Raw genomic sequence first — 22,442 nt, forward strand, 5'->3', positions numbered from 1 at the left:
TGATTCAAAATATCTTTTAAGTCTGTTTGCTATTCTATAATTTAATTCCCTCTTGCTGAAATACTTCGCGCCATTTCAGGTATCCGGCAGCAGTCAGGTGAATACCGTCCGCTGTATATTGAGGTAAAAGTTGTCCGTGCTCGTCAGCAAATTCTGAATACAGGTCCAGATAGGGAATACGTTCCTCTGCCGCAATTGGTTTTAACTGTTCGTTCAGCAAAGCAATTTTGTCCGATTTGTTTTTCATGTAATCGAACCAGATAACTTTTTCGTTGATAGGGAGCACGCTTTGCAGGTACAGCTTTGTTTTGGGCGATTGGGTTTTAACCGTCTGTATAATTTCCCTGATTTTCCCGGCAATAACCTCTACGGGAACGCTACGCCCAATGTCGTTGATCCCGATCATCAGAAAAATGGTTTTGGGTTTTGAAGCCAGCACCTCGTCAATGCGGTTTAACACGCCGAAGCACACATCGCCGCCAATTCCGCGGTTAACGATGTTTTTGTTTTTGAAAAGCTCGTTCCAGTTGCCTCTTTCGGTTATGCTGTTGCCCAGAAATACAATTTCATTCCTGGAATTGGGCAGACTCTCATAAAAGGCGCGCAGCTTTTTGTAATGGTCGAAAGTATAAGTTGTATCGTAGGGCAGCGGGTTTTGCGCTGTGCTTGTTTCAGAAAACAAGGTGCCTGCTGCGAGCATTATTCCAAACAGGAGGAATGCAATGCGTTGGGTTTTAAATTTCTTCATAATCTTTGATTTTATCCAGCCAGTTGAATTTGAGTATTACGGAAGTGACCGCGAAAAGGATCAGCGAGATGATCAGCCCGTTGTAGTGCCTTACCACCAGGTAAATAGGAGCCACGATGAGGGTCATTTGCCAGACAATTCCCACCACTACGTTGAAACTGTCGCGAGCCAGGTCTTTGTTTTTGGTAAGGTTCGGGTATTTTTTCAGGGCTTTTTTATGTATTGGTCCCCACCAGCCCCACGGGCGTACATTTTTGTAGAATTCAATCAGTATCTCATCATCCACCGGTTTCGACAGGAAGCATCCGAGGAAACTCCCGGCAGAAGCCATCACTAGGATGAGTGGAAAAAGGTAAATGTCGGGCGTGTGTGGGAAGAACAGGAATTTTAGGGTAGAAGCCAGCAAACCGGCCAGCATTCCCCAGAAATATCCGTAGCCGTTAAAGCGCCACCAAACCCATTTTAACACGTTGGCTGCCACGTAACCGCCGTAAAGCGATGAGGTGATCCACAAGGTGAGCGAGTTGATGGAGGCCGAGAAAAATCCGAAAATGATTCCCACAACCACAATCCCGATGGAAGCGATGTAGCTGATTTGGATGTATTTTTTACTGGTAGCATTCGGGTTGATGTACTTTTTGTACAGGTCGTTGACGATGTAGGCGGGCGCTGCGTTCACAAAAGCCGAGAAGGTGGACATAAAAGCAGCCAGCAGTCCGGCCATGATAATTCCTTTCAGTCCAACCGGAAGCAGGTTGTTAATCACATACGGAAGGATCTTTTCAAAGTCGATCTCTCCGCCACCGGCTTTCATCATGGGCGCCACCAGCACAAGGCCGAGTATTCCAAGTCCGGCAACCATTAAGTAGCGGGGTGGGTAAAGCACCAGCGAAGTAAGTCCGCTCATTTTGGCGGCATCACGCGGCGTTTGTGTGGAAAGTACACGTTGCATGTCGTAACCGGGTACAGGACCGGCCAGGCTCGAAAAAATGCCTTTGAAAAACATCATCATTACCAAAGCGCCCAGCATCCCAAAACCATCCTGGGCGATTTTGTCATTTACTTGATCGAAAATTCCCGTCCAGTCGAGACTTGTTTTCCAGCTTGGTATAATGTCGAACCATCCAACTGGCACTGCCGCGTTAATTTCTTCGGCCGAAACCTTGTTCATGGCAAACCATGCCACTGCAATACAGGCGATGGTCATCACAAAAAACTGCATCACTTCGGTTGCTACCACGCTGTACATCCCGCCTTTGATCACATAGATGGTTGTAAGTGACAGCAATATGGTTGCATATACGTATTCAGAAATAAAATGAAAGGAACCCACATAAAACGAGAGGTCCCAAGGGAAAATGGTGACGGCAAATTTTCCGATTCCCACAAAGAAATAAGCGATAAACCCGATGGCACTGATGATGGCAAAAACCACCACAATAATGTGCGAAAGTTTTCCGCCCTTTTGATCGCCAAAGCGGGTAATGATCCACTCAGCGCCGGTCATAACATTGGATCTGCGGAGCCAGATGGCCATAAAAATCATAATGAATATCTGGTTCCAAACCGGCCACAGCCAGGGAATCCAGACACTTTTCAGTCCGTACACAAAAAAGATGGTTACCGTCCACGTAGTTCCGGAAATATCAAACATTCCCGAGCCGTTGGAAAGTCCCAGGTAATACCATTTTAATTTGTTTCCTCCGAGGAAATAATTCTGAAGACTTGTGCTGGCTCGTTTGGATATCCAAAAGCCAATAAAAATACTGAGCAGTATATACCCGATAATAATGGATATATCGATTATGTCAAAGTTCATTTTTTGTTTTTTTATATATGTAGAGCTGTGATTTGCTAAGAAATCATACCCTCCAAACTATTTTCTTTCTTACCATCCGGTTAACAATTACCATAATCAGCATAACGAGGCAAACTGCCCTTAATACACCGATCCATGGATAACCAGAGGGATACAGTACGTTGTAAAAGCCAATTAAAAAACTGATGTGAAGCAGGGGAAACATAAACCATGTCGACATTACATAGGCCATCAGCGGATTGCTTCCGGCTCCTTCAAATAATTTTATCCACCGGCTGTTTCTGAAATACGCGATCACATAGTCGAGAAACATTAGTAGGTTAATCGAAATGCCTGCGGTTATCAGTAAATACGAAACAGTTACGTGATCTTTTTTTATACCGCCTTCTACCGGTTCAACCATCAAGCCGATAATAATCAGATAGGCCGCCAAGGTAAACATCTGCCGGTATCCCGGAAGGTATTTCGCTGCGAGCACATAAAGGAAAATCAAGGCTGCGGGAGTTGCGATAAAAACGGCGGTGGTCCACCTAGCAAAAAGTGAGATGGTTAACCATACCGATACTAGCATTACCCCGGCAAAAAACACATGTTTCGAATTTCCAGTGCTTACCCTTTCTCTGAATTCTTCAGAAGATTTGAGGCGTTTGGCTATCATGTCGCCAACCATGGTTGCAGGAATCAGCAGGAGCAAATAATAGCTCATGCTTAATCTGAAAAACCAAGAGATGGGTTGATAATTATCTACGATACTTCCAAGCCCCGTGTACTTACTGAGTAATTGCACCGCTGCCCAAAAAATAAAAATAGCCAGGCGGGCGGTTGTATTGCCACGAGTAGTCAGCCAGCTGACAGCTCCCAGCAAATACACATCCGCAAGCAGTAAAATAATAATATTGCTGCGGTGTAGAGAAAATTCCTGGCCGTAGAAAAAACGGAAACACAATAGCAAAATTACTGCCCCTCCCCACCCGGCAATCCGGTAAATAATTTTCTTTTTGGAGTCGCGAATTACGGCAAACATCGGAAACATTAGCAAGAAGCCCAAAAGGGTAAATATCTGCAGATCGTAACCGTTTACCTCTGTTCCCAGCAGATTCAGATTCCAAAAGCCTTTGCCAATAGCACGAGGCATAATGTGTGCAATGTAAATCGCAAAGAGTACCAGTACCGAAAAGCGTGTAAGAACCTGTCGGGTAATTTCTCTGATGGTTTGTCCTTTTTCCAGTTTTTTTCCCAGTGCCAGCGGAATCGCAGCTCCCATGCAAAATATAAATACGGGTAAAACCAGATCAACCCACGTAATTCCGGCAACTTCCGGATTGAATGCGTGGCTAGGTGGCGGGCATTGCGCGTGGTACATCCAGGCAGGAAGAACACTCCCAAACGGAATTGTTCCTGAAAGAATCATCCCAAAGATTGAGAGGCCGCGTAAAACGTCCAAAGAAACGGCTCTGTTCATGTTATTTTTTTACAAATCCTTTTTAAATGTGTTGCCAAAGCGGTCAATCACTTCAACTGTAATTTTTGCGGAAGACGAATGTGGCTTTGCGCGGAACAAATGTTTGGTGGGAAGTGCACTAACCCACTTGTAAGCCAGTTTATCCTTATCGGCGTAAGCTTTTACCGCTGCCGGGTCGGTTCCGGTGTAGGCTTCCATTTCTCCCATTCGGGTACCGTTTTCATACCAGTAAACCTTCCATTCCGGGTCCCAGTTCCAGATGTTAGCTGTAATAAAACCGGGCTGTTCCTGATTTTCGCCCACCGCATAGGCGTTGAACTGATAATCTTTGCTGAAGCCGGCACTTTTATAATACCAACTCAGGTTTAGGCCGTCGGCTTCAAAAACTGCATAGCCTTTGGGTGTACCATCAAGGGCATAGGGTCCCTGCCACCAGGCACCGCAAACCGATGAGATGTTGTGTTCAAAAAGTTTCGAAGATATTACAACATTATTGGAATAATGCATATGCCCCGAAATAATGTGTGCCTGAAACGGTTCCAGAATTTTGTACAAAGCGTTTTTGTTTGACACCGATTTGGAAATGTTGGAATACGAAAATTGCTTTATATCCTGTTCGTCTAAAGCGGTGGGAATGTGTAAAACAACCACCACCGTTTTTCCATCTTCCACATACGACAAGTCCTTTTCCAACCACGATAATTGCGTTTCGGGCAAATACCCGATGTAGAAATAACTCCTACCTATGTAGAAAATGTCGTTCAGAACCACGTAGTGAACATTGCCGCGGTTAAAGGAGTAATAAGTAGGTCCGAAATGTGATTCGTAAACATCGGCTGAAGCTTCGTTCGATCTTGAATTGTAGTGCAGGTCGTGGTTGCCGATGGATTGGTAAAAAGGGATTTCAAGCGGAGTGAGCATGTTTTTTATGCTGTCGAAAAGAGACGGGTTGTCGCCAACAATGTCGCCGCAACCCATCCCGTGAAATGAAAAACTATCGTACTTTTTCAATAACTCCTTTACATCGTTGGCCACTTCCTTTGCTTGCTCTGCCTCCGCTGCCGATTTTATCTGCGGATCGGCCCAAACAACAAAGCCATGTTGGGTATCATCCGCTGTCTTTTTTAGCTGAAAGTCAAGCGTGCTGTTTTTTTCGTTGCCCGATGGAACCGCCTGAAAAAAACGCGGCACTGAATTTTCTGTTTCAACCGTATATCCGGCAGGAGATGAGAGGTAAACAAAACGGCTTTCCGGATCGACATTCAGCGAGTATTTCCCTTTGTTATTGGTGAGGCATACTGAATAACCATCGGTAACTGCCACGCCGGCAACTGCTTTTCCGTTGCAACTAACACTACCTTTTACCACACGGTTTGTTCCCGGTTTTTCGATTGCCGACGAATACAACGCCAGGCCAATCAGCAATAACAAGAAAATACTCCTCTTCATGTCTGTTTTATTTCTCTTCCTCTTGTTTAAATCGATTTTTACTATTCTTTGTCTTTTTTGAAGTAATCAGGATCAGCAGCCATTTTAAATCCATCTTCAACTTCTTTCCACATATTCTTTTGGATAATATGAACGATGTCAAATACCATCAAACCATCAGAAGCCTGAAAGTTCATTGCAATAGAGCGAGATAGTTGCGGACGCTTGTCGTAAAACTGATCTACCAGAATACCGCCGTAAAACGGATGACCGTTCAGAATGCCTTTTATCTTTTCGCACGAGCCTTCTACACAATACCATGTGCCGCGGGCAGCTTTACTATCGGTTTCATTTTTTACCAGGTTGTTGTTTTCCAGGTACTCATCCATTGTTACGTTGGTGTAATAGTTTCCAACGGTGAATAAGTCTAATACCTCGGCATAACCGTAATTTTTATATTCGGGTGTTGCCCAGTTAAAGTCTTTTGAAACATCGTATTGGTTGCTTGCCCAGTTAACACCTACTTCAAAATAGGATGGATACCAAGCTCCGGTATAAGTCCCAAAGGAGATATTCGGGTTTACCTCTTTAACGGTTTGTGCGGCCAACGACATGAAGTTGTAGATGTTCATTGCGCGCCATTCCAACCATTTTTTGAAATATTTGCCAGGCACATAATCGCTTTTCCCATTCTCGTCGGTTTTCCACTCATAAATATCTGTTGGGAAATTTTGGATTTTTTCTCCCAAGTGCTCTTCAAATTTTTGTCTTGTGTAATCCGAAAAGTCAGCCATAATTCCGTCGTATCGAACGCGGTCGAGAATAATACCATCGAGTTCAGGGTATTTGGTAACCACTTCCTTAAAAACATTCAGGATATGTTCCTGGAAATCGGGATTGATCGGATTGATCATCGCTGAGTACTTTTTCTTTTGTGTCATTATGGAAACAATCCCTTCAGTGGGAGTATAAACCATACTTGCCCATTCCGGATGGTCTGTGTAAACCTGACCGCGGTCAAAGAAATTGTGCCCGCCAACAAAGGTATTCATTGATACCTGTACCCGGATTCCCAACTCGTGTGCTTTTTTGATAAAATACCCCAAATAATCAAAATCGGGACGTTCAAAACCGTCCCATTCTGTCATTTGCGGAGCATAGTCGCTTTTGTACAGTACTTCGCCGGTAATCGGTCTGATATCAACCACTGCGTCGGTAAAACCGATGCTTTTAATTTTTTCCAGGTAGAAATCAATTGAATCAGGATAACTGAAACGTTCAAAATTGGCTTCTGCATCGAACCACATCAAGGATGGTTTGCCAATTGTAACAGGGGTTTCTTTTTTTTCTGCCTTTGGTGAACAAGACGAAAAAAGGATAATGGAAGTTAAAAGGACGAATATTATTGAATTCTTCATTGGATTTATTTTTCTTTTAATGTTGATTTTTAATATTTCTCTCAATCACAGGTATATGTTTCTTTCTTTTTTATTCTGAAATGGCCGCATCAATTCCATCTTTTACATAATCCCATTGGCTTTTTTGTTTCAGATGGATCATGTCAAAAAGAAAATAGCCATCGCAGGCACTCATCGCAGCGTCAACAGATTGGATAATTGCCTGGCCGGTGATGTCGTTACTTGAAGTCGCCCAGTCTCCATTTCCTACATCGGGTCCTCCGATTACAAGGGCATCGCCCTTGATCTTATCAGCTGCCAGTGAACAGAATCCCTGTACGGTCCATTCCGTTGAGCCAAGAATTCGTGTTGGAGCAGCATACGCTCCAATTATTATGATATCCATTTGATCAGCATAACCGTAGTTTTTGTATTCTGAGGTAGCCCATAGCGAATAGCTCGAAGAAACGTTGTATCTGGGGCTTGCCCAGTTAACGCCAACACCGTAATAGCTACCGTACCAGCCCCCAACGTAAACTCCAAACTGGATTTCAGGGTTAACTGCCTTAACTTTGTTTCTGGCTTTCTCCATAAAGTCGTGAATGACCTTAGCTCTGAATTCCAGCCATTTTTTCAGATAGATGGGTTGGGGATTTGGTAAACTTCCAACAGCTGTTCCGGGAGTCATCACATCATCAGGAAAATTGGTGACAGGATGTCCCAGATAGTTCTCAAACTTTGTTCTGGTGTAATTTGAAAAATCACTGTCAATTCCGTCAAAGCGTCCTCTGTCGAGAATAATCCCGTCAAGATTTTCGTATGAAGCAAGATCGGCCAGCATATCGCACAGGTAATTTTGTACGTCCTCGTTTACCGGATTGAAAAATTTAGCTCCCGAAGTATTTTGATCAAGTGTATTTACAATTCCGTTTCCAGTTAACAATGAAGTTGCCCATTCTTTTCTGGCGGAATTGCGAAATAACATTCCTTCCGATCCGATCGAAGTTGTATTTCCTCCGGAAAAAGTATTTACTCCGGCGTATACCTCAAGGCCAAGACTATGCCCGGCATCGATAAATGCCTGCAAATAATCCCAGGTAGCGGTACGTTCAATTTTTGTGTAGCCTCCGGGTAACCACGCTCCCAGCCATGAAACCTGATTCTCTACATTGGTTTGGAAGAGAACATCGCCGGTTGTTGGTCTTACGTCTACCACAACTCCTGTGAATCCGGCATCCTTGGCCAAAGTCAGATCCCTAAGGATGTTTTCTTTGCTGTTGGCAAAGTCAGGGAAGTTGGCAGCAGCATCAATCCAGATAAATCTGGGTTTGTCTGCATTTGGAACACCATCATCCCATTTCCATTCCGGAGTTTCAGAATCATCTCCTCCACATGAGGTCACGCTAAATACCATAAATGCCATTAGTGACCAGAAAATAAAAGATTGCATTTGTTTCATTCTTTACATCGCTTTAGTTAAGAGCCACTGCTGTTACAACTGAACGTTGTTTTCCATCGCTTGGCTTAATTGTTTCTTTTCCATTTATAATCATGCAACTTGAACCTCCACCATCGAGGTTTAATGCCTGTGTGCATCCAATTTCCAACAATACCTTTGCAACATCTTCAAGTGTGAGCCCTTTTACTCCTTCGGTCATGTGGCGTCCTTCACAAACAAAAAATATCAATTGTCCTGTTCCTGTTATGGCTACGGCAGATCTTGGATTATTGCTGGTAGGGCCAACTCCACTGTTGGCGTCAAACAGTTCCTCTTCATAGGTATTCACCACGGTACTGTCTTTGATCAATACAGGGCCTCCGCCAATTCCGTTCTGGGCACTCCACAGAATTCCTCCTTCTGGGAATGTTGCTGAAGGTTGGGGGAGAGGTGCTGATCCTGAACTATTATGGGCCGGAGCGGGGTATGCATAGGTACTGCCATTTACGTTATACACCCAATCAACTTGAAATTTTCCGTTTTTCATTTCAGCAAACGCACCCTTGGTCGGATAGTAAACAAGTTCTCCGTTTTGGCGCCAAACATAGGGACTGTTGGGACACAAGGTTTCTCCCTCTTTACACAACAAGCTGACCGAAGCTCCGTCCCAGAAATATCCTCCGTTTAAGATGACCGTCTCTTTTCCTGTATTATAAAAGTCATTGGGAGTGTGGTAACCTGTAGCATTACCCAGAACTTTAAAACTTGTTTTATCGAGCTCAGCAACGGCTATATAGGCAACAGCCATCTTGTTTTGATGCAGATTTGCCGATTTGTACACCCGAATATATTCTGGTAGATTGCCAAAACTCGTTTGCAGGGTCCACCCATTTTTTATGATCAAAGAATCGGAAGAACCGTCAGTTTTAGCGGGGTCCTCCCATTCCCAGTCGTATTCTTTTGTTTGGCTTCCACATGATGTCATTGCAATTACGCATATGACACTCATTATCAGCAGGAGAATTATACGGCTTGTTTTTATCTGCATCTTTTTGATGAAGGAAAAATTGGCAACGCTGATAGCAGCGTTGCCAATTGGTTAAAATGCTGTTTTAAATATCGATACAGTCGTATTGTACACAGACAACACAGCCATTGGTGAACATGAAGTACAGGTACATGTAGTATCCGTCACTGGAAACCTTCAGAATTGCGTCACCCGTACCATTTGCATTGGTTCCGCCATTGTCCTTGCCTCCATAAGTGCCGATGGGCGTCGTCCATATCGGTTCTGTGAAGGTAGTCGCAGCATTTGCATCGTGCAGATAAACTTTATCGTCACTGCCCCAGGTGAAGGAGTTGATTGACATATTAACGGCATATGGATTGCCGTTAAAGACAGTATAGTCAGTTGCATTTTGAATCCAGTTACCACTGATCTCCGGTCCGAATGCTTTAACCGTGTTGGTCTTTCCGTTAACCCAAGCAAATTTTCGGGGAAGCGCATAATAGGAAACGAAATAGTCGCCTGTAGGATCGGACGGATCGGTGGCAACCACATCGGCATTGTTCCACCACGCACCGTCAATTCCGGTTATTGCGATAATTTCCGGTGTTTGTGAGAGCAGTACACCGTCTTTTACCTGCCAGCGGGCAAAACTTTTTGCATCACCCATCAGTGCTGCAGTAATGATCGCGTCTCCCTCAAGACTTCCCTTAACAGAGAGTTTGCGCCCGATAGCAGGGCTACTCGTCCAATCAATATAGACTTCAGGTGTACCGTTGACTCCCCTGATTCTCCAAACTTTGTAGCTGCCGGCATTAGGCGAAAGGTTGCTTATCAGGATGTTGTCTCCATCATCGGCTGTTGCAAAGAAATTCGTAAGACCTCCTACAATTGATCCCATGTTTGGCATTGTGCCTACCGTTGCACCTGTTTTGCGGTCCAGATAAAGTCCGGCCTCATTTCTTGTGTTCACAACCACATAATCTTTCGTAACCGCAAGGCTGGTAGTCAGATGTAAGGTGCTGATTCCAAGATCAGACTGGATCTTCTTTGACCAAAGAATCTTCGCACTTCCGTTACGTAGACCCAGTTCAACCTTATTGGGCACATCTTTTTGGACGGTGTAGATTGCTTTGTCCACTCCGTTTTGAGCGGTTACAGTCAAGGTAACTTCCTGGTCGTAATTTAGGGCTATTACTCTTGGGTCTGGACTGATGGTGGCGCCGTGAGAAATGCTTGCTTCCGCTATTGCTTTTCCGATCGATTCAATCGAGATAAGCGAAATTGTTTTGGCCTCTTCATCGATTATTCCGGAAATGCCTAGTGTACTAATGCTGAAGTCAGTAATTTTCGTTTCGGCACTTTTCCGAATCTCAGCCACGATCTTATAGGTATTTTTTGTCTTTGTCTGATCTATGACTGTAATGAAGTTTTCTTTTGTCAAATCGAGGTAAAGCAGTGAAGGAGATATCGTCACATTATCATCGACATTTGCTTCTACCCTTACCTGGCTCAGCGCTTCCATTGTAAGCACGTGGTCAGAGGTGCGGGGATAGTTGTAAGGAAATACAATGGTGATGATTTTGTTCTCGTAGTCAATTTCGCTCGTAAAACGGTTTTCCGAGCTCTCATCGCCGTAAAACGATGCGGTTATACTATTAATTCCTTGTCGTGATACCGATGGAGTAAGGTCCTCTACCTGTTGGCATCCGGCTAAAATCAGCATAGCTGAACAAAGGATCACAAGGATTGAATTTATATTTCGTTTCATTCGTAATATTTTTTATTTCAATGATATCGTATAAGACTCGCATAAATCATGCTCTCATGCTCGTTTCATACGTTTACCGGTTATTTCCAGCTGTCGTACTGTTCAATCAATGAATTGTTTGCCAGTTCGGCGTCAGGTATCGGTAAAATATAATTCTTAGCAGAGAACTTTCTGTCCTGGTAGTCCACATCAATGTATTCATAGTTGTCGCCGGTGATCTTAAATCCGTGGCAACGATAGTTGTTGTATTCAATGTGAGCCAGTTTCCATCGTCTCATGTCCCAGAATAGATGACCTTCGTAGGCCAGTTCCACGTTTCTTTCGTTTCTGTAGTCGGAAAACCATTCGTTGCCGGAAGAATTTTTATCCGGAAGGCCTACTCTTTCACGTACTTCGTTCATTGCAGCCCTTGCTTCGCTCATCTTGTTGAGTCTGAATGCAGCTTCAGCTTTATTGAGAAGCACCTCTGCATACCTGATTTCTACCCATGTTTGGGTGCTAGGTTTCCCTTTGATGTCGATAAGCGATTCATCCATGAGTTTTCGCAGAAAATAGCCGGTAGTGGTGAGCCCATAGCTGTATGGTTGTTCCCGGTAGGCCATGAACGTTCCATAGGTACCATTTACTGAATTCTGCATCACATTACCTTTCCAAACACTTCCCGGATAAATAACCGTTGCCTTAAAGCGAGGTTCCAACTCTTCGTAGGGAGGGCGGGTTGCATTGGCGGTATGGTAAGGTGTCCAGTCCATCTTTGTCCCGTCGGCCTTCTCATAGCTTTCTACCATCTCCTGGGTAGGTGTTCCCAGCCCGCCGAATTCATAGCCATCGCTTAACGGCACGTAATCTTTGTCGAAAGTGTGGTATGGTCCTATCTTATCGTATTTAAACTCGAGAATGGCTTCACTGTTGTTGCCTTTCCACGACTGGGCGTAGTCGTCTACCAGATTAAATTTGTTTGAAATCACAACAGAGTCAGCGGCATTATAAGCCGACTGCCAACGCTCAGCAAAAAGCATAGCTCTTGATTTTAACGCAAGAGCAGCATATTTGGTCAATCTTCCCTGATCCTGCCCCGGCCACGATTCAGGCAGGTTAGCTATAGCAAAGTCCAGATCACTTTCAATCAGATCCCAGGTGTCCTCATTCGAACTGCGGGCTTTGTCTTTTTCCATTTCTGCCAGTGAGGAGTAAAGAATGACTCCGTCATGTCTTCTTGCCAGCTGAAAGTAGATAAATGCGCGGAAGAAAAGTACCTGTGCTTCCCATTTCTTCGTCACCTCTTCCGGAAACTGGCCATACTGTTCCATAGAATGGAGAAACTCATTCATCCTGCGGATCTTATTGTAAGCATCGGTCCAAACACTGTAGAAGCCTCCGGTTGAAGAAGTAATCAGCGTAGGGTCAAAAACATAATTATTGGGATGGCCAGCTTTGTGACCGGCCGCATAAGACCCATACTTAAAGGTATTGGCAAAACTTTCCGTCAGGTTACCGCTAGCCTGAGCCGATCCAAACTGACTATACTGGTTCAGGTAAGTATAAAAGCCATTGACATAGAGATCAACACTCGACTCATCCTCCCAAATCACTTTGTCGGTCAGTTTGTCCGTAGGAGTCAGGTCCAGCCAGTCTGAACAACTGCTGAGCAACAACACAGCAGTGGTAACATAGAATAGTGTCCTAAATATTTTTTTCATTTTTCAGTCAATTTAAAATGATTATAATGAGAAGCTAAGTCCTAATGAAAGGGTTTTCTGCTGCGGATAATATCCGTTGTTAACCCCTGGCTGCTCAGGGTCGATATTGTATTTTGTAAGTCCGCTGAATGTAAGCAGGTTTGATCCCTCCATAAAGATTCTAATCCTGTCGAAGCCTGATTTGTTGATGACAGAGGCGGGGATTGTGTACCCGATCTGGAACGATTTTACACGGAGATAGTTTCCGTTCCTGTACCAGAAGGTTGAAGAGTAGGCATTGTTTGTACTTACCGTTACCAAAGACAAACGAGGGAATTCCGCATTCTGATTGTCCGGTGTCCATGAATTTTCAGGTACAAATTCCGGAGTGTTACCCCCATGATAGAACATTCTGGTAAAGACAGTGTTATCCATTACACCTGAAGGATAAACCCCAGTCAATGCAACTGTACGCCCCAATCCTGATTGCAACAGGATATCAAAGTCGAACCCTTTCCAACTTCCGTTGAGGTTGAGAGACGTTTGGAATTTTGCGTAGGGGCTTTTTCCTACATATCCCATATCCTGTGCATAAGAGATTTTGCCGTCACCATTGCGGTCTTTATATTTGATATACCCAGGCAGTACTGGCGATCCAGTAATTGTAGCAGAGTTATCGATCTCTTCCTGTGTCTGGAATAAACCTTCAGCAATGAACCCGAGCTGTGCGCCTACTTCCTTGCCCGTCAATTTGCGGTAATCAGGAGTGTTCTCCGAATCGCCGGCATAGTAGAGCCATCTGCGTTTGGCCAGGGTTCCAATCCATTTTACGCCATAGTTGAAATCTCCAATTTTATTATTGTGCGTGATGGTAAAGTCAAAACCCTTGTAGTCAATCTTGTTGACGTTGTCTGTACTGAAATAGTATCCGCCCATCGACGGAGGATAAGCTCCTCCCACACTGCCCAGCAAGTCATACTGGTATTTATAGAAGACATCTAGTTCCACACCAAGTAATCCTTTCCAGGCCATAAGCTCTGCACCCAAGTTATAGGTAATGGCTTTCGCCCAGGAAAGGTTCGGATTTCCCAATGTTCCCGAATAAATCATACTCTGGCGCTGGTCACCCATTATCAGTGCATTCGACTGAAGGTTCATTAAGTTGAGGTATTGGAAGGCACTCACGGCAGATGTCGCGGTCTTTCCGATTCCTCCTCTTAATTTAAGGTTATCTACCCAGTCCGCTTGAAACCATTCTTCGTTGTTTACTCTCCATCCGGCAGATACAGCCGGTAGATTGACCCATTGAGATCCGGCCATTCCGCTGAAAAGGTAGCTGCCATCGCGGCGGAGAGAAACTTCTAGTAAATAGCGGTTGTCATAGTCATAATTGAGCCTTCCTACAAAGCCGATTACCCTTGATTGGTTGCTGCCTCCCGAGATAGAAGGTATTTTCTCCTCTCCATTTCCTGTAGTGTTGGTGATCATACTCAGTTCATCCAGACTCAGGAAGTTAAGCCCGTAACCGGTCGCTCCCAAGCTGTTTGAGAAGGCATTACGGGTTTCTGCAAGCCCGAAAAAGTTGATCTTGTGTACGCCGAACTGACGATCATACGTGATGCTCGATTGTGTAACCACATTTGTTGAGTTGTATGCGCTTTCTGTCAGAGATGTATTTCCCGAATTGTTCTCGAAAGGCACATAGCTGATCTCCTCCGTGGTAGCTCCCGGCAGCGCACCCATCATCGTCTTAAATGGTATGGTAAGTGATTTGTTGAACTGGAAAAATTTATCATAGGCTCCCATAAACTTTAGGCTTAACCCTTTCATCCATGGAGCATCATAATTGAGCGAGAAATTGGTTTGGATGGTAGTGTTCCTGGTTCGGGCATAACCGGATTCATAAATTGCCGCCAACGGACTTACAGGAGAAGAGGCGGTGCGTGTGGAAGTATAATACTCTTTTCCATCTTCGGCTGTAATCTTCTTGGGAATATATGGTAATGCACGAACAGCCTGCTGCGGGATATTGTGCCAGTCGCTGGGGTTTGCTGAGTAATTGGGGCGGTCATGTTCGTCGAGACGTCCTGCCACGTTCATGACCATGGTGATTTGATCTGTAAGCTTCGCGTCAATATTGGCCCTCATGTTGTAACGGGTATAGTTGAAGTTATCAACGTTTCCCTTTTGTTGAAAAGTACCTAGAGACGAGAAAAACTTCACTTTCTCGGATCCGCCTGTGGCGCTAATGTTGTGATTTGTTGTTGATCCAATTCCAAATACTTTATCGTACCAGTTGGTGTTACCCCAACCGTCTACTCCAGCTTTCATCTTTTCTACCTGTTCTGAAGTGAATACAGGCTCGTCTCCATCCATCTCCCGAGCCATGTTGTACCAGTAGGCATATCCCGGACCATCAAGCCATTTAATTTGATTGGTATTTTGACTTATGCCGTAATTGCCGTTGTATGAAATGCCTAGCTTTCCGTCTTTGCCTCTTTTGGTAGTGACGATGACCACTGATGTCGCATTTAATCCGTAGACTGAAGCTGAGGTGGCATCCTTGAGAATTGAGATTGATTCAATTTCGTTTGGATCGATCTCATTTATGCTTCTGATTACACCATCTACAATATAAGTAGCACCTTCACCTCTTACAAGCAGTGATGCACCATCTTGTCCCGGTTGTCCTGATTGCTGCAATGAGGTAATACCTGCCACCCTTGCCCCCAATACGTTTGTCACACCGACTACGGGAGCCTTGGCCAATTCTGTCTCCGAAATTGTTGAAACAGCGCCAGTTACACTGGTTTTGCGCTGTGTGCCATATCCGACGACAACTATTTCATCCAACCCTTCAGTTGAAGCACTGAGTTGAACGTCTATTTTTTGCCTGCTCCCTACTTTTTCTTCCCTGGTTGTAAAACCGATGAAAGAAAAAACAAGAATGGCGTCACTGTTTTCAACCGAAATTGAATAATTACCGTTAATGTCGGTAACTGTTCCTGTTAGTTTTCCTTTTATAGTAACTGAAGCCCCAATCAAGGGATCTCCGTTTGCTTCTGATACACTTCCTTTTACCATTGTTTGGGCAATGGAGTATTGCGAGAATACGCACATAAAGAGAATGAGCAGAAAACCAACCTGATAAATTCTTTTTTTCATCATATCAATTAGTATTGATTCACTCTTAAAATGATCTTTAATTCTTAAAGCAGTTTGTCTGAAATATTTTGATATTCCTTTGTTAGTGACATTCTATCTGGATGGTTGCGAGTATTTCTGTTTGATCATCACAACCTTCAGTTTTGTAAAATAGAATGTTTGCAGAGAGTTTTTGTTTTTAATCAACCAAATGATTGAAAACAAATCTTTTATATTACTGAGAAAAAAAGTAAATTTGATGCATCTAATTTACTTAGTAGCCTGTCCTAGCGCCTCCGAAGCCTTGTGGCAGGCTTTTTTTTGTCAACTGTTTAGTTAATCTTTCATAATTTCATTGTTTTTAGTCGGTTACTGTTCTATGGATTTGTTATAATAATTGTAGCTGATTAAATACAATGGCGCCCGCTCCTTTGATGGTCGCATCTTCGGTAGAAGAGAACATCAGTTCGCAATTGCGAAGAGGAAGCGACAAGGTGGTGTGGGTCATTCCCGACTTAACGGAATCCGTGAGGATGTCCCGGGCCAGGGTAAAGCCTCCGCCAATGATAATGATTCCCGGGTTCAGAAGGTTGATCATGTTGCCGAGCGCTTTCCCCAGTTTGAACCCAATATTATGTGTTAACGAAATGGACAGAGCGTCTCCTTCTGAAGCCGCTTTCAGTATGTCCTGGTATTTTATTTCGGATAAGTTTTTGTTGGTGGTCAATAACGAGGTTTCTCCTTGTTCGATGTGTTCCTGGAAGTTTTGTTCCAGGGCATGTCCGCCGACTTCAGTTCCGAGGCAACCACGTTTTCCGCACAAACAAAGGCGGTTGGAATCGCCCAGTTGTATGTGTCCGAATTCTCCGGCAAACCCCTGTTCTCCACCAATGATTTCTCCGTTTGAAATGATGGCAAGCCCCATTCCGCGGCTGAGGTTTAGCACAAAGGCATTCTGGATGTTTCGTGCTTTTCCGAAATACTGTTCAGCAAGCCCCAAAACGTGTGTGTCGTTGTCCACATAAACCGGGAAGTCAAATTTGTCCGAAAAGAAATCGACCAAAGACCCATCGAGGAAGTTGAAATAATTGTAGGAATAACCGGTGCGCGCATTAACACGTCCTGTAATCCCGATGCCCATTCCAAGAATCCGTTTGGGCTCAATTTTTGAATTTTCTACCGCCTGCCGGATAATACCAACCACATTTTCAAGACACGCAATCGAATTTTCCAGTACGAAGTTCTCATCTGAGTTTGAGTAAACCTCGTTCATCTCCATGTTGAATATGGAAATGGATATTCCTTTTAGCTGGATAACGAGGCCAATTGAGTAGGCGTATTCGGGATCGACCTTGTACAAAACGGGACGTCGTCCGTTGTCGGTTTCCTTTTTCCCTGAGTCGATAATGATCTTGTCGCTGATGAGCTCGTTGATGAGTTTGGTGCCCGTAGGAACACTTAATTTCACCTTCTTACAGATCCCGGGGATCGTAAGTTCCTTCTCGGACCGGTTCAACAAGGCAACAATTTTACGTTTTTGCGCCAGCTGACGGTTTAGGTTATTGATATCGTCAATATTTCTTGAGAACAAGTCCACAGGTCGATTACAGTTTATTTTTATTTGACATTGGCAAGTTTATAAATATTTTTAGTAATGTCAAAAGGAAAAATCAATATTTTGATTTAATGAGCGATTTTTGCACTTGGATTTGGAAGAAATACCAGAGAGGCAAGGTGCTTTTGCGCATTTTTTTCAAAGTTGTCGGCTTTTGGCAACAGAGAAGAACCGCAAAGTAGGAGATAGGTTTCATTCGGAATTTAATTTCCGGTTGATAAGTAATGCATTTTCATTTCTACACCTTCATTCTGTGAAGGGCGAGTTGTTAAAACAAATTGCTGCTTCATTGCCTTTACTTGTCTTTGTGAATTTTTTTTGGTCTTATTTCCAAATTATATTAAAGCAACTGATCGGTATTTTTGGGGGCTTAAATCATCAGGCGGTATTTATGGGTTTAAGGTTTCAGAAAGCACGTTCCACCAATTTCGATCGATGATATGAACGATATCAAAAAGCATCAGACCGTCTGATTTGTTGAGAGCCATTTTCAGAGCCCGCGCAAACTGTTCTTTGTCGCCCTCGTACTGATCGACGTAGATGCTTCCGTAAAAAGGAGTTGCTCCCTTGATCAGCTCATTGGCCATATCCGCACAACCTTCCACCGAGTACCAGTATTCACGGCCTTTCCCCATTGCCGCTTCGGTGCGGTTGTTCATCATTTCTTCATTCATTTTTTCGACTTCCTCTATCGTAACTTCTTTGAAATAAAGGCCGCCCATGAATAAGTCGAGCAACTCGGCATATCCCGTGTTTTGATAATTCTTTGTCGCCCAATCATATTTCACGGATTGGTTGTACTTTTTACTGGCCCAGTTTACGCCGAGCTCGTAATAGACCGGATACCACGCTCCGGCATAAATTCCGAAATCTATATTCGAGTCAATGTTTTTAATGGTTTTTCGGGCATCGGCACAAAAATCATGAATGATGGTGGCACGCCACTCTACCCAATGGTTAAAGTGCTTGCCGCGTTTCCAAACATCGGCTCCGTTCTCATCCTTTGCCCAGTAAATAATGTCCTCGGGGAATTTTTCAACTTTAAGCCCGGCATATTCTTCAAACATGGCTTTTGACTGGAGACTAAAGTCCGAAGTAATACCATCGTACCGCATCCGATCGAGAATTATCCCTTTGATGGATGGATACATTGTTACAAACTCACGGATTATGTTGAGCTGGTATTCCTGCACTTCGGGTAGGGCAGGATTCAGCATTCCGTTATAATTCCATTTCATTTCAGAAATAGGTCGCAAGCCATCCGTCCAGTAATTGGTCGATTGCCAGCCGGCATGTTCGTCGTAAATAATCCCCCGATCGTAAAAGTTATGTCCGCCGCTGAATACATTCAACGAAGCATAAACGCCCAACTTATGTTTGCGGGCCTTGTTCATAATTACTTTGACCATGTCGTATTTGTCAGGGCGAGCAAAGCTTTTCCATTCTCCCATGTACGGGACATATTCGCTCCTGAAAAGCGTTTCTCCCATGATGGATTTTACATCAACAACCAGATCGGTAAAACCGGCTTGTTTTACTTTTTTTAGGTAGTAATCAACTGAATCAGGATAACTCAGGCGTTCGAAGTTTGCCTGGCAGTCCAACCACATGAACAAGGGCTTATCTTGCTTTTTTTCATTTGCCAATACAGAGTTGCCGCCTGACAAGCTCCAACTCCCCAGCCAAAAGCTGAGTATGATAAGTGATTTGAAAAATGCTGTCGTATCCATTTTGTTGTTTCTCCTAAAAAAGGGCAGTCTTGATTTTTTATTCTGGCTAAAGACGACGGAATGGCCCATGTTTCAATGCTTCGAGCTGTTGTTCACTCAGTCCGTTGAATGAGAACAGGCATACACCATCAGCGCCGGCTTCTCTTGAAACTTCAATTTGCTCCAGCAAAGTTTCCGGTGTAAACCCAAGGTAGGGGCCCAGGCCCACAATCGAGCGAGCCTCTGTTCCTTTAGTGATTTTCATCAAGCTCTGTGTGTCGTTTCTCACCATCTCGTTATCAATGGCGTAACTCATAATGTAAACGACATCCACCTGGTCATTCTCTACCCATGATCCCCAGTTCTGGAATTTCAACCTTGTACTTTCAATTGGGTGGGGTACCACGTCAACGGAGAGCTTAACTTCGGTATGTTTTGTTTGCAGCAGGTCATTCACTTGTTTTACAAAGCCGGTAATATTGTTTGTGCGGTAGTTATTCCATTGTTCCCATTCCTTTTTGTTTTCGGGAGAAATGGCCATAATGTCGAAATTCAGCTGATTGCCCACTTGTTTGCGGCAGTAATCGCAATAGCAAAATCCTTTGTCCCAGGGCTCACTCAGCGAATAGCGAATGTAGTCAAGTTGTACTTCCGTGATGGGATATCTCTCCAACATGGTATCGACTGTTTTCAGCAGGAAGTCGGCCACTTCAGGTCGTGAAGGGCAGAAGTAATGAAAGCCCGGTTCCAATTCAGCAAAAATTTCTCCGTGTCTGAATTTGCCTACCCATTCAGGTTTCTGCTTCACGAGGGGAGAGTTGGCGCCTCCAACAAAAAACATTTCGCACCAGGGGATAACCTGCATGCCGTATTTTTCACATTCTTCCGTCATAATCTGCATGGGATCCCAGCCTGCAAATTGGGGAAGTTGAGGCAATAGGGCATGGGCATCGGGATAGATGGCGTAACCATCGTAAATGGTTTCCGGGAGTATGGCATTGAATCCGGCATCAGCCATGCGCTTGATGGTGGCTCTTAACTCTTCCGGCGTTTTGTCTCTTAAGCGAACCCAAACTCCTCTGAACTCATTTTCTCGTGGTTCAAATGAACTGTAATACAGATCCTTCGCGCTATTCAATAACTTTTTCCCATGCGTCAAAACCAATTCTGCATTTTGTTCTTTTTTTGCTTTTTCAAAAGCGTCGAAATCGGCTTGTCCGTTTTTAACGAAGAGGTCAATTGCCTGTTTGTTGGTCATTTTTCCGGCATCAGCACGTTGCAATACTTTTTTGTACAGTTCGCGTGCCTGGTAAATGTAGGTGTTTTCTGTGGTGGCATAATGTATCACATCGCCTTCCAGTTTAATTTCCATTCCTACATTAAGGGTCTGGTTTATCCATTGGCTCGCAATTTCATTCCCCGAAAGCACCAGTCCGTCAGCCGGAATATCGGAGTTGTTACTTCCAATACTTACCACGCGGCCATGCTGAATAACAGCTTCACTTCCCCATTCATTCGTTCCGGTTTTTTCGCCAAAGGCATTGGTATATGCCACCAGGTGATTCGGGCCTCGTCCTCCCGGGAAATCCCTGTTTTCGGGATCTACCGAGCTTAGTTTCTTTGTTCCTTTCTCATGGAAAATGGCTGGATCCAAAGAGGTGTCCAACCAGCTTGTTTTTGTTTGACAACCGATTAAGCCTAGCAGGGAAAATATCCCGATTAAAAAGTAATGCTTCATTGTTACATTATTTTCGATTAACAAATTCAATCTTTTTCTGGATTTTTCTATTTCAGGAGTATTCCCACCAGGAATGCTTCCCTTAATCTAGTCATTTGCCAAAGCACGGTCGATGCCCCGCTTAACAGCATCCCACTGATCGTACATCCTTAAATAGATCATATCAAAAAACATCAAGCCGTCGCCCACGGTCATTGCAATATACACAGCTTCTTCAGCATCTTTTGGCTTGTTCTCGTAGTTAAGCCCGTACAAACTTCCCACTACATTTACATCTCCCAAGATGACTTTTTTTGCGTTCAGGATCGCTCCTTCAACGGTCCATTCATTTGCGGCGCCGTACAAGGTTGTGCCGTAAGCCCCGGTCATGTATAAATCCAAAAGGGAGGCATAGCCATAGTTTTTGTACGCCGGGGTTGCCCAGGAATAGTGGGCAGAAGTATCGTAGCGCTTACTGGCCCAGTTCACGCCTTCGTTGTAATAAGACGAATACCACGATCCGGTATAGGTGCCAAATTTTATATCCTGATTTACTTCTTTAATGGCTTGCTTGGCTTTTTGGAAGAAATCATAGGTAATTTTTGCTCTGAATTCGAGCCACTGTTTATAATGCGTTCCCGGGTTTACTTTGTCTGCATTCCAGGTAAAAACAGAATAGGGGAAAGAATCCACCGTTTTCCCGATGTATTTTTCAAACGCAGCCTTTGTGAGTTGGGAGAAGTCGCTTTCGATGGAGTTAAAGCGGGCCCTGTCCAAAATAATACCATCGAGCTTGGAGTAATTTTGAGCCAGCTCCCTAAGGATAGACAAAAGATACGCCTGTACTTGCGGGTTTACGGGATTGAAAAATTTGGCGTGCGATTTATCATCATCCATTATTGAAATAATGCCTGACGGATAATAGAGCTGAGTTGCCCAGGTGCTTTTTTCGCTATCCCGGTACAAAACACCGCCGTCGCGTATATTTCCGCCTACCATCACATTGATGTTTGCATTCACTTTCAGACCCAGGTTGTGCGCTTCTTCGATAAACGTACCCAGATAGTCCCACGAAGCCGTTCTTTGCACATGGTTTAAAGTTGTGATTGACTCAATAATGTTGCTGTTGTACAAAACATCTCCGCAGGTAGGTCTTACATCCACAACAATTTCAGTGAATCCACTGTGTTTTGCTTTGGCGAGACAAGTCCGAACGTTTTCTTTACTGTTGGCCAGGTAATCAAAATTCGCTGAAGCATCCATCCATAAAATCCGGGGTTTTTCATCCACCGGAATCGAAGGGAGTTCGACAGGAGGTTCTTTCCATTTTACCTCGTCATCTTCAAGTTCTTGGCCAACTGACCCGGAGCAGCCAGTCAGTACCAACAGGCAAATAAATACTGTATGAAGTTTATTTTTCATGTGAAATGCCTCCAAAGTATCAATAAAAAAAGAAAGAAAGGCGGCCGAGTTTTTGGCAGATGCTTCCTGATGTTGGCACATTGCAGG

The 22,442-nt window shown here is 44.0% G+C and carries 14 protein-coding genes; all 14 read right to left on the reverse strand.

From position 1 onward, the window contains the following. Positions 1 to 34: 34 nt before the first annotated feature. The 14 genes from INQ51_RS14370 to INQ51_RS14435 all read right to left on the reverse strand — a co-directional run bounded on the left by INQ51_RS14370 (position 35) and on the right by INQ51_RS14435 (position 22,355). Positions 35 to 748: a GDSL-type esterase/lipase family protein gene (locus tag INQ51_RS14370; protein WP_233378663.1), complete on the reverse strand. Its 714-nt coding sequence runs from the start codon at positions 746 to 748 to the stop codon at positions 35 to 37. Beyond that, entirely contained in the window at positions 735 to 2,567 is a 1,833-nt protein-coding gene (locus INQ51_RS14375; protein ID WP_233378664.1) for a sodium:solute symporter family protein, read from the reverse strand. Before INQ51_RS14375 ends, INQ51_RS14370 begins: the two co-directional genes overlap by 14 nt. 43 nt (positions 2,568 to 2,610) lie before the next feature. Then, positions 2,611 to 4,029, reverse strand: coding sequence for a DUF5009 domain-containing protein (locus tag INQ51_RS14380; protein ID WP_233378665.1), 1,419 nt, complete (start codon positions 4,027 to 4,029; stop codon positions 2,611 to 2,613). Positions 4,030 to 4,038: 9 nt separating this feature from the next. Continuing rightward, positions 4,039 to 5,478, reverse strand: a complete 1,440-nt coding sequence (locus INQ51_RS14385; RefSeq protein WP_233378666.1) for a calcineurin-like phosphoesterase C-terminal domain-containing protein — start codon at positions 5,476 to 5,478, stop codon at positions 4,039 to 4,041. Positions 5,479 to 5,519: 41 nt separating this feature from the next. Continuing rightward, positions 5,520 to 6,875, reverse strand: coding sequence for an alpha amylase family protein (locus tag INQ51_RS14390; protein WP_233378667.1), 1,356 nt, complete (start codon positions 6,873 to 6,875; stop codon positions 5,520 to 5,522). Positions 6,876 to 6,945: 70 nt separating this feature from the next. Next, positions 6,946 to 8,313, reverse strand: a complete 1,368-nt coding sequence (locus INQ51_RS14395) for an alpha amylase family protein (RefSeq protein ID WP_233378668.1) — start codon at positions 8,311 to 8,313, stop codon at positions 6,946 to 6,948. A 13-nt stretch (positions 8,314 to 8,326) separates the two neighbouring features. After that, entirely contained in the window at positions 8,327 to 9,277 is a 951-nt protein-coding gene (locus tag INQ51_RS14400) for a phosphodiester glycosidase family protein (RefSeq protein ID WP_233378669.1), read from the reverse strand. 127 nt (positions 9,278 to 9,404) lie between these two features. Further along, positions 9,405 to 11,069, reverse strand: coding sequence for a DUF5018 domain-containing protein (locus tag INQ51_RS14405; RefSeq protein ID WP_233378670.1), 1,665 nt, complete (start codon positions 11,067 to 11,069; stop codon positions 9,405 to 9,407). 80 nt (positions 11,070 to 11,149) lie between these two features. Next, complete coding sequence (locus INQ51_RS14410; RefSeq protein WP_233378671.1) at positions 11,150 to 12,769, reverse strand: RagB/SusD family nutrient uptake outer membrane protein; 1,620 nt, start codon at positions 12,767 to 12,769, stop codon at positions 11,150 to 11,152. A 21-nt stretch (positions 12,770 to 12,790) separates the two neighbouring features. Beyond that, positions 12,791 to 15,916, reverse strand: a complete 3,126-nt coding sequence (locus INQ51_RS14415; RefSeq protein WP_233378672.1) for a SusC/RagA family TonB-linked outer membrane protein — start codon at positions 15,914 to 15,916, stop codon at positions 12,791 to 12,793. Positions 15,917 to 16,280: 364 nt separating this feature from the next. Next, positions 16,281 to 17,489 (reverse strand): ROK family protein, encoded by a 1,209-nt coding sequence (locus tag INQ51_RS14420; protein WP_233378673.1) that lies wholly within the window; start codon positions 17,487 to 17,489, stop codon positions 16,281 to 16,283. Between the two features lie 407 nt (positions 17,490 to 17,896). After that, positions 17,897 to 19,237 carry an alpha amylase family protein gene (locus INQ51_RS14425; protein WP_233378674.1) on the reverse strand — a complete coding sequence of 447 codons (1,341 nt, stop codon included), beginning with the start codon at positions 19,235 to 19,237 and terminating at the stop codon, positions 17,897 to 17,899. 46 nt (positions 19,238 to 19,283) lie between these two features. Next, positions 19,284 to 20,954 (reverse strand): glycoside hydrolase family 10 protein, encoded by a 1,671-nt coding sequence (locus INQ51_RS14430; protein ID WP_233378675.1) that lies wholly within the window; start codon positions 20,952 to 20,954, stop codon positions 19,284 to 19,286. Positions 20,955 to 21,041: 87 nt separating this feature from the next. Then, on the reverse strand, positions 21,042 to 22,355 hold the full coding sequence (locus tag INQ51_RS14435; RefSeq protein WP_233378676.1) for an alpha amylase family protein: 1,314 nt from the start codon (positions 22,353 to 22,355) through the stop codon (positions 21,042 to 21,044). Positions 22,356 to 22,442 lie beyond the last annotated feature (87 nt).

It is taken from the genome of Maribellus sp. CM-23 (genome assembly GCF_021354595.1).
Taxonomy (GTDB): domain Bacteria; phylum Bacteroidota; class Bacteroidia; order Bacteroidales; family Prolixibacteraceae; genus Draconibacterium.